At 62.9% G+C, this 6,216-nt stretch carries 8 protein-coding genes and 1 pseudogene; 4 read left to right on the top strand and 5 right to left on the bottom strand.

Features of this window, described 5'->3' with window-relative positions; translation table 11 throughout:
• Positions 1-535, top strand: a 535-nt coding sequence (locus tag LJE91_16805) for a glycosyltransferase (protein MCG6870325.1), incomplete at its 5' end; no start/stop codon positions are given.
• A gap of 81 nt (positions 536-616) precedes the next feature.
• Here the strand turns inward: LJE91_16805 and LJE91_16800 are convergent.
• On the bottom strand, positions 617-1,402 hold the full coding sequence (locus tag LJE91_16800) for an alpha/beta hydrolase (GenBank protein ID MCG6870324.1): 786 nt from the start codon (positions 1,400-1,402) through the stop codon (positions 617-619).
• 135 nt (positions 1,403-1,537) lie between these two features.
• On the opposite strand from LJE91_16800, the gene LJE91_16795 reads away from it, so the two are divergent.
• Both LJE91_16795 and LJE91_16790 read left to right on the top strand, forming a co-directional pair.
• On the top strand, positions 1,538-2,203 hold the full coding sequence (locus LJE91_16795) for a CDP-alcohol phosphatidyltransferase family protein (GenBank protein ID MCG6870323.1): 666 nt from the start codon (positions 1,538-1,540) through the stop codon (positions 2,201-2,203).
• 33 nt (positions 2,204-2,236) lie between these two features.
• On the top strand, positions 2,237-3,226 hold the full coding sequence (locus LJE91_16790) for an NAD-dependent epimerase/dehydratase family protein (GenBank protein MCG6870322.1): 990 nt from the start codon (positions 2,237-2,239) through the stop codon (positions 3,224-3,226).
• 121 nt (positions 3,227-3,347) lie between these two features.
• Here the strand turns inward: LJE91_16790 and LJE91_16785 are convergent.
• The 4 genes and pseudogenes from LJE91_16785 to LJE91_16770 form a co-directional block, all read right to left on the bottom strand.
• A pseudogene (locus LJE91_16785) lies at positions 3,348-3,503 on the bottom strand (peroxiredoxin family protein).
• Positions 3,500-3,661, bottom strand: a complete 162-nt coding sequence (locus tag LJE91_16780; GenBank protein MCG6870321.1) for a hypothetical protein — start codon at positions 3,659-3,661, stop codon at positions 3,500-3,502. Before LJE91_16780 ends, LJE91_16785 begins: the two are co-directional and overlap by 4 nt.
• A 130-nt stretch (positions 3,662-3,791) precedes the next feature.
• On the bottom strand, positions 3,792-4,148 hold the full coding sequence (locus LJE91_16775) for a hypothetical protein (GenBank protein MCG6870320.1): 357 nt from the start codon (positions 4,146-4,148) through the stop codon (positions 3,792-3,794).
• A gap of 84 nt (positions 4,149-4,232) precedes the next feature.
• Positions 4,233-4,688: a hypothetical protein gene (locus tag LJE91_16770; protein ID MCG6870319.1), complete on the bottom strand. Its 456-nt coding sequence runs from the start codon at positions 4,686-4,688 to the stop codon at positions 4,233-4,235.
• 560 nt (positions 4,689-5,248) lie between these two features.
• Here LJE91_16770 and LJE91_16765 point away from each other — a divergent pair.
• Positions 5,249-5,962, top strand: a complete 714-nt coding sequence (locus LJE91_16765; protein ID MCG6870318.1) for a Crp/Fnr family transcriptional regulator — start codon at positions 5,249-5,251, stop codon at positions 5,960-5,962.
• Positions 5,963-6,216 lie beyond the last annotated feature (254 nt).

Here is a 6,216-nt window from a genome sequence, read left to right as displayed (position 1 = left end):
GACCGAGTCGCAACGACAGGACCTGACCGTGCAGGGATTCCGCAACATCGCGATCTGGTCCCGAGGCGTGGACACGGAACTGTTCAGGCCGCGCGAAAAGGGGTTCCTGCCAGGTCCGAGACCGCTGTTCGTGTACTCGGGCCGCGTCGCCGTGGAGAAGAACCTCGACGCCTTTCTGTCCCTCGACCTCCCCAGCACGAAATACGTGATCGGCGACGGACCGGACATGCGGATCCTGCGGGAGAAATTTCCCGGGGTGCGGTTCACCGGATTCAAGTACGCAGAGGATCTCGCCTGTCATATCGCGGCCGCGGACGTCTTCGTGTTCCCCAGCAGGACCGATACCTTCGGTCTGGTCCTTCTCGAGGCGATGGCATGCGGTGTCCCCGTGGCCGCATATCCCATCCCGGGACCTGCAGACGTGGTCCAGAATGGCGTTACCGGCATCCTCGACGATGACCTGCGTGCCGCCGCACTGGGCGCACTGGACCTGGACGGTGCGGTCACCAGACGCTACGCGGAATCGCGGACCTAGTCGGCGAGCACCGCACAATTCCCCGGACATCTGGCGGTCAATGCGGCGTTCGCTGGCGAGGACCCGGTCAGGAAGACGACCTCACCCTGAATCCTTGCCGTGCACCACGGTCAGGGCTTCGTCCAGCAGACGGTTGAATCGCCCCGGTTCCTCGATCATGGGGAAGTGACCGGCGCCCTCGATGCACCATTCCCTGAGGGACCCCGCGTAACGCTCACGCGCGCGGGGATCGTACCGGGAGCCGACGAGACAATGGACCGGCGCGACAATCTTGTCGAAGGCCGGCTCGGGGTCCCATCGCAGCAAGGACTCGAATGCCGGCAACCCCACATCCGCCGGCGCATGCGCCATCACCCCGGCAATTTTCTCTATGATGCGTCGCGGTGTGTCACCGGCGGTGATGTTGTACACCATCTTACGCAGGGCGCCCGGGAAATCACGCTGGAACGGCGCCATCAGTTCCCGCACGTGCCGGGGCCTCAGGTGTCCGTAGTCATACGGAAATGGCTCCACCATGAGGACCGCGTCCGCCCTTTCCTCCAGCCGGACGGCGGTTTCCAGCACAACCGCGGCGCCGAGCGAATGCCCGACCAGCGTCACACCATCCGCCCCGATCTGCTCGAGGACCGCCAGCAGTGCGTCCCTGAAGGATTCAATGTTCCAGGACTCGCACGATACAGGTGAACCACCGTGCCCGGGTAGATCCGGCGTGATCACACGGTACCGTCCGACCAGGTGCCGCACCTGGCGCTCCCAGAACCCGGAGTGGCAGCACCATCCATGCACCAGAACCACACAAGGTCGCCCCTGCGGTCCCGCGATGGGGACGGAGCTCGGGGCAGAAGGTTCTTGCGTGCCGGCAATCATCGCTGTCACCACCCCCTGTTTGCCGTTAACATTCCGTCATACACTGCGAGTCGTACACAATCCGGATCAAAAAATTCGCGGCAGGAATCCTCGGTCAACATCGTAAGGCAATTGGACGGCACTGACAGCGCTGTAATGAGTCACCACACCGTATTGCACCGTATCGCACACTTGGGAGTCGTACCGCTTTCCAGGACCCCGGTGACACCGAACCAGCTCACCACCATCCGGTTGTTCATGGGGGTCACGGCGGCAGCCCTGTTCACGCTGGGACCCGAATGTAATACCTACGCCGCCCTTTTCTGCCTCACGGCGCTGCTGGTTGACCGGATGGACGGTGATCTCGCCCGGCTGACCGGCAGGACGACCTCCTGGGGTCATACCTATGACCTGGTCGTCGACGGAATCTGCGACGCCCTTGTCTTCGTAGGTATCGGTCTGGGCCTGACGGGAAGCGCGCTCGGCCTCTGGGCGATCCCGATGGGTATCCTGGCCGGGCTATCGGTATCACTGACATTCGCGCTCGTTCTGCTGGTGGAGCGGGTCGAGGGTCCCAGGGCCGCGGAACTCAAGAGCCGTGCGGGGTTCGACCCCGACGACGGCATGCTCATGGTGCCGGCCACCGGTTTCCTCGGCTGGACGGAACACCTGCTGGTGGCGGCGAGTATCGGGGCGCCGCTGTTCGCATCGTTCATGCTGTGGAAGTTCGGTAGCACACTTCAGGCGCGACAGACCGGTCCGCAAGTCTACGCGGCATCGGGGATTCGTCGTCTGCATCTCCCAGGCGAGCGCCGCGACTGAACCACGCCCCCGTTTCTGACTGACTCCACGCGTATGAAAACCCTGATCACGGGCGCGACCGGTTTTGTCGGATCGGCCGTCACGCGCAAGTTGCTCGAGCAGGGCGGTACGATCCGCGCCCTGTGCCGGGCGAGGAGCAACACACGTAACCTGAGCGGACTACCGGTGGAAATCATGACCGGGGACCTGACCGACACGGCGTCGCTCCAGCGTGCCGTTGCGGGTTGCGAGGCCTTGTTTCACGTCGCGGCGGACTACCGCCTGTGGGTCCCCCGCCCCGAGGTCCTGTACCGCAGTAACGTCCGGGGCACACGTGATCTGATGCGCGCCGCACTCGAGGCCGGTTTGCGGCGTATCGTCTACACAAGCAGTGTCGCGACCCTCGGACTCAATTCGGACGGGACGCCGGCCGACGAACGGACCCCCGTCACGATCGAACACATGATCGGTCACTACAAGCGTAGCAAGTACCTGGCCGAACAGGAGGTCAGCCGGCTCGTGGCCGAAAATGGCCTGCCGGCCGTGATCGTCAATCCCTCGACCCCGGTAGGACCCCGGGACATCAGGCCCACCCCCACCGGGCGGATGGTGCTGGATGCCGCCGCCGGCCGGATGCCTGCATTCGTCGACACCGGCCTGAACGTCGCCCACGTTGACGACGTGGCGGAGGGCCATCTACTGGCCTTCGAGCGGGGCGAGACGGGCGAACGCTACATCCTGGGAGGCGAGAACCTGTCGCTACGGGACATCCTTGGCCACGTGGCCGAGATCACCGGGGGCAAGCCGCCACGGATCCGTCTGCCGCACAATCTCGTGCTGCCCTTCGGATACGTCACCGAGACCTGGGCGCGTCTGTTCCGCACCGGGGAACCCCGCCTGACCGTGGACGGTGTGCGCATGGCGAAGAAATGGATGTACTTTTCAAGTCACAAGGCGCGAGTGGAACTGGGCTATCAACCACGCCCTGCCCGCGAGGCGCTCGCCGACGCCGTCACCTGGTTTCGCGACAACGGCTACCTCTAGTCACGCCTGGTGGACTGGGCAGCGCTTGTCCACGGGAACATCCGACCGTCCCGTAGGTCCCCGTCAGGCCCGTCGCTATCCAACCGCCACGGCACCGGGGAGCGCATCTCGGGCAGGCGCGCTGCAGGGCGCGGAATTCCAGGTTGCAGTAGGGGCACCATCCACCCCGATAGAAATTCAGCACGACGGGCCCCCGGGACAGGACTTCGGACAGTTTCAGCCTTGACCCGGTCGCATTGGGCAGATCGAAGTCCGGTGCGATGTCACCGATCCCTACGCCCCCCCGGCAGTATCCGACGCCAGCAGGTCCTGATACGCCTGCATGGCGATCTCCCGTTCCGATTCCGGCAACGAAGCGATGAATCCGTCCCTGTGACGAGTGGACCGCTCGTTGAGCGAGGGAATCACCTCCGCGGTCGTGGCACCTGGTGTCATGATGTCTCTCCTCCTGTTCCTGCGCTTGGTCCGAATCCGCAGTGGGATACAGTGTTGGTAAACTGACTCAATTCGATGCGCCGGAAAACGACCCATTCTCGTGCGATATCGAAGCTCGGTTGGGAGTACCTCAAATCTGTTCGAGCCAGTCTCGAAGCCCTGCGACCCGCTGGGTGATGACATCGGGCTCCTTCAGGGCGTTCGCCACCAGGATCGTGCCGTGCAGACTCGTTACCAGATCGAGGCCCGCCGCTGCGGGATCTTCGTGACCCAGTCTGTCGAGTTGACGGCAGACCCAGGACAACTGCATCCGCACGACGTCATCCACCTGATCAGAGAGCCCCGAGGGTGACTTGTCCAGTTCCTGGCAGAGGCTGCCGATCGGGCAACCGAACTCGGTCGCAACCTCCCGCTGCGCCTCGACCCTATCGAGGTAACGCATCAATGCCTCGCGTGGCGGGAAGTCCCTTTCCCACGTTGCAGCCATGGCACGGAAATCGGTTGCCCGGTCCTCGACGACGGCGATGCCGATGTCCGTCTTAATCCAAGTCTAACACCGAGGAAACCCGGGTCAATGCGGGTCCACCCGGTTCAGGGCGTGCGTGCCCTGTGGAGGAACCAGCGGTCCCCGCCCGGCCCTGGCGCGCAGCCAGTTCAAGGCCCTGAAGACACGGCGGTTCGACACCATTCGCCGTTCGAAGGCGAACTTGCCGGGGAAATCGATCAGCATCAGCCCGACCAGGATCGTCAGGATGCCCTGACCCGGAAGGACCAGCATAGCGATCCCGCTGACGAGCAGAACGATGCCGAGAAGGTTCTTGGCCACGACCGCAAGTGCGAAGAAGACCGGGTGAAGCCGGTGCAACCGGCTGATGTGGCGCTTTGTCTCGACAAAATAGTCTGCTGGAATACGCGAGACGAGGATCGGCAGCAGCAACAACGAGCCGACAAACATCAGCAGTGAAACGCCTCCTAGCACCCCCAGTAAGGCGCCGTTGTCTGCCGTCCATTGCCAAATCTCGCTCATCGTCTCTCAATCACCTGAATTTGCTCACGGAAACCACCAGACAACGCTCAAAGTTGCGGATTGTCATGGCGCCAGAAATTTCGATCTGTAATATTAGTATCGTACATAGTACTTATATACAGGAGGCTCCCATGTCGTTCGATGCCTTTACACTAACGGGAATCGCTATCTCCGTCGCACTGATCTGCGCCACGGTATCCATCTACAACATCTACAAAAAGCATGTGGGTGAACACTGAAGCCGCTCATATGGCGGAGTAAACCGACTTGCACGTCAGGCCATTTCTGCAACAGTGGTATCTGATCGTACGTCCTCCGGTACCCGCGGGCCCTGCCCAATTCCGATTCCGCCCCGAAATCTGCTATTTTAAGCTGGTAAATAGGGCGGAAGCTTCGGCCTGCCCGCGGGGACCGTTGCGGTCGATCGAAGCCTGGCACAACTCGCTCAAGCCCCAGAGAATCACGCCGCCCGATACGATGCTCCGCCGTTCCCGAAACCGCGTCCTCCTGGGATCGAACGGGTGTGCGGGTTCCCGACCGCGATGCCTTGGAGCCACGAATTGCAATCCACTGATATCGAATCCGCCTGGAGCGGCCCCGATCAATGCCGGAATTGCGGGATTCGCCACCTCGTCCTGTTCGCGGACCTCACCCTGGACGACTTCAAACTGGTGCATGAACCCATCGACGAGATCGAGCTCGCACCCGGGCAGATGCTGTACAAGGCCGGTGCACCGGCCACGCACCTGCTTACGATCCGTGGCGGCCTCGTGAAGCTGGTGCAGTACCTGGAGGACGGAGGTCAGCGAATCGTCCGACTGCTCAAGCAGGGCGATGTGGCCGGACTCGAGGCTACGGCGGACCGCGACCCCGTCTATCAGCACGACGCCATTGTGCTGACCCCGGTGACAACCTGCAGGATCCCGGTGGTGGTTGTCGACCGCCTGAGCCGCGAAACCCCGAGACTCCACACTCAGTTGATGGAGCGCTGGAAGCGGGCGATGTCGGAGGCGGACTCATGGGTTACCGCCCTGTCGACAGGGCCGGCAAGGGCTCGGGTCGCCCGCCTGCTGCTCAAGCTGGGCGAATACTACCAGGGCGACACCGTCTACTACCCGGTCCGCGAGGACATCGGCGCGATGCTCGGCATCACCACCGAGACCGCCAGTCGCGTGACCGCGGACTTCACACGCAAGGGACTGATTACGAAGGTCTCTCCGGGTAAGATCCGAATCGATCTCGAGGGCCTCAGAACCGAGGCCCGGCAGTCCTGACCCGGTCCCCCGGCGCCGGTCGAGCCGATCCGCGGATCACCCGGTCATGCGCAACCGGACCGTCTATCTCGCGCAGGTCTATCCCCGAAGCGATATTCGGGTAACCGCTCGGCGGTTACCCTATCCCCCTATGTTGATGCAGACATCGCGCGACTGATAGATTACCCTCGCGTGCGGGAACAAGAACCTCGCCAGACCGGCGTCATCACCCGCCCAAGTCCCGGCAACCGGGACTCATCCAGAGATACGGGGGA

This window comes from Gammaproteobacteria bacterium (assembly GCA_022340215.1).
In the GTDB taxonomy this organism is placed as follows: Bacteria; Pseudomonadota; Gammaproteobacteria; order JAJDOJ01; family JAJDOJ01; genus JAJDOJ01.
The sequence above is the reverse complement of the archived record's forward strand: the minus strand, read 5'-3'. Positions and strand labels throughout refer to the sequence as shown.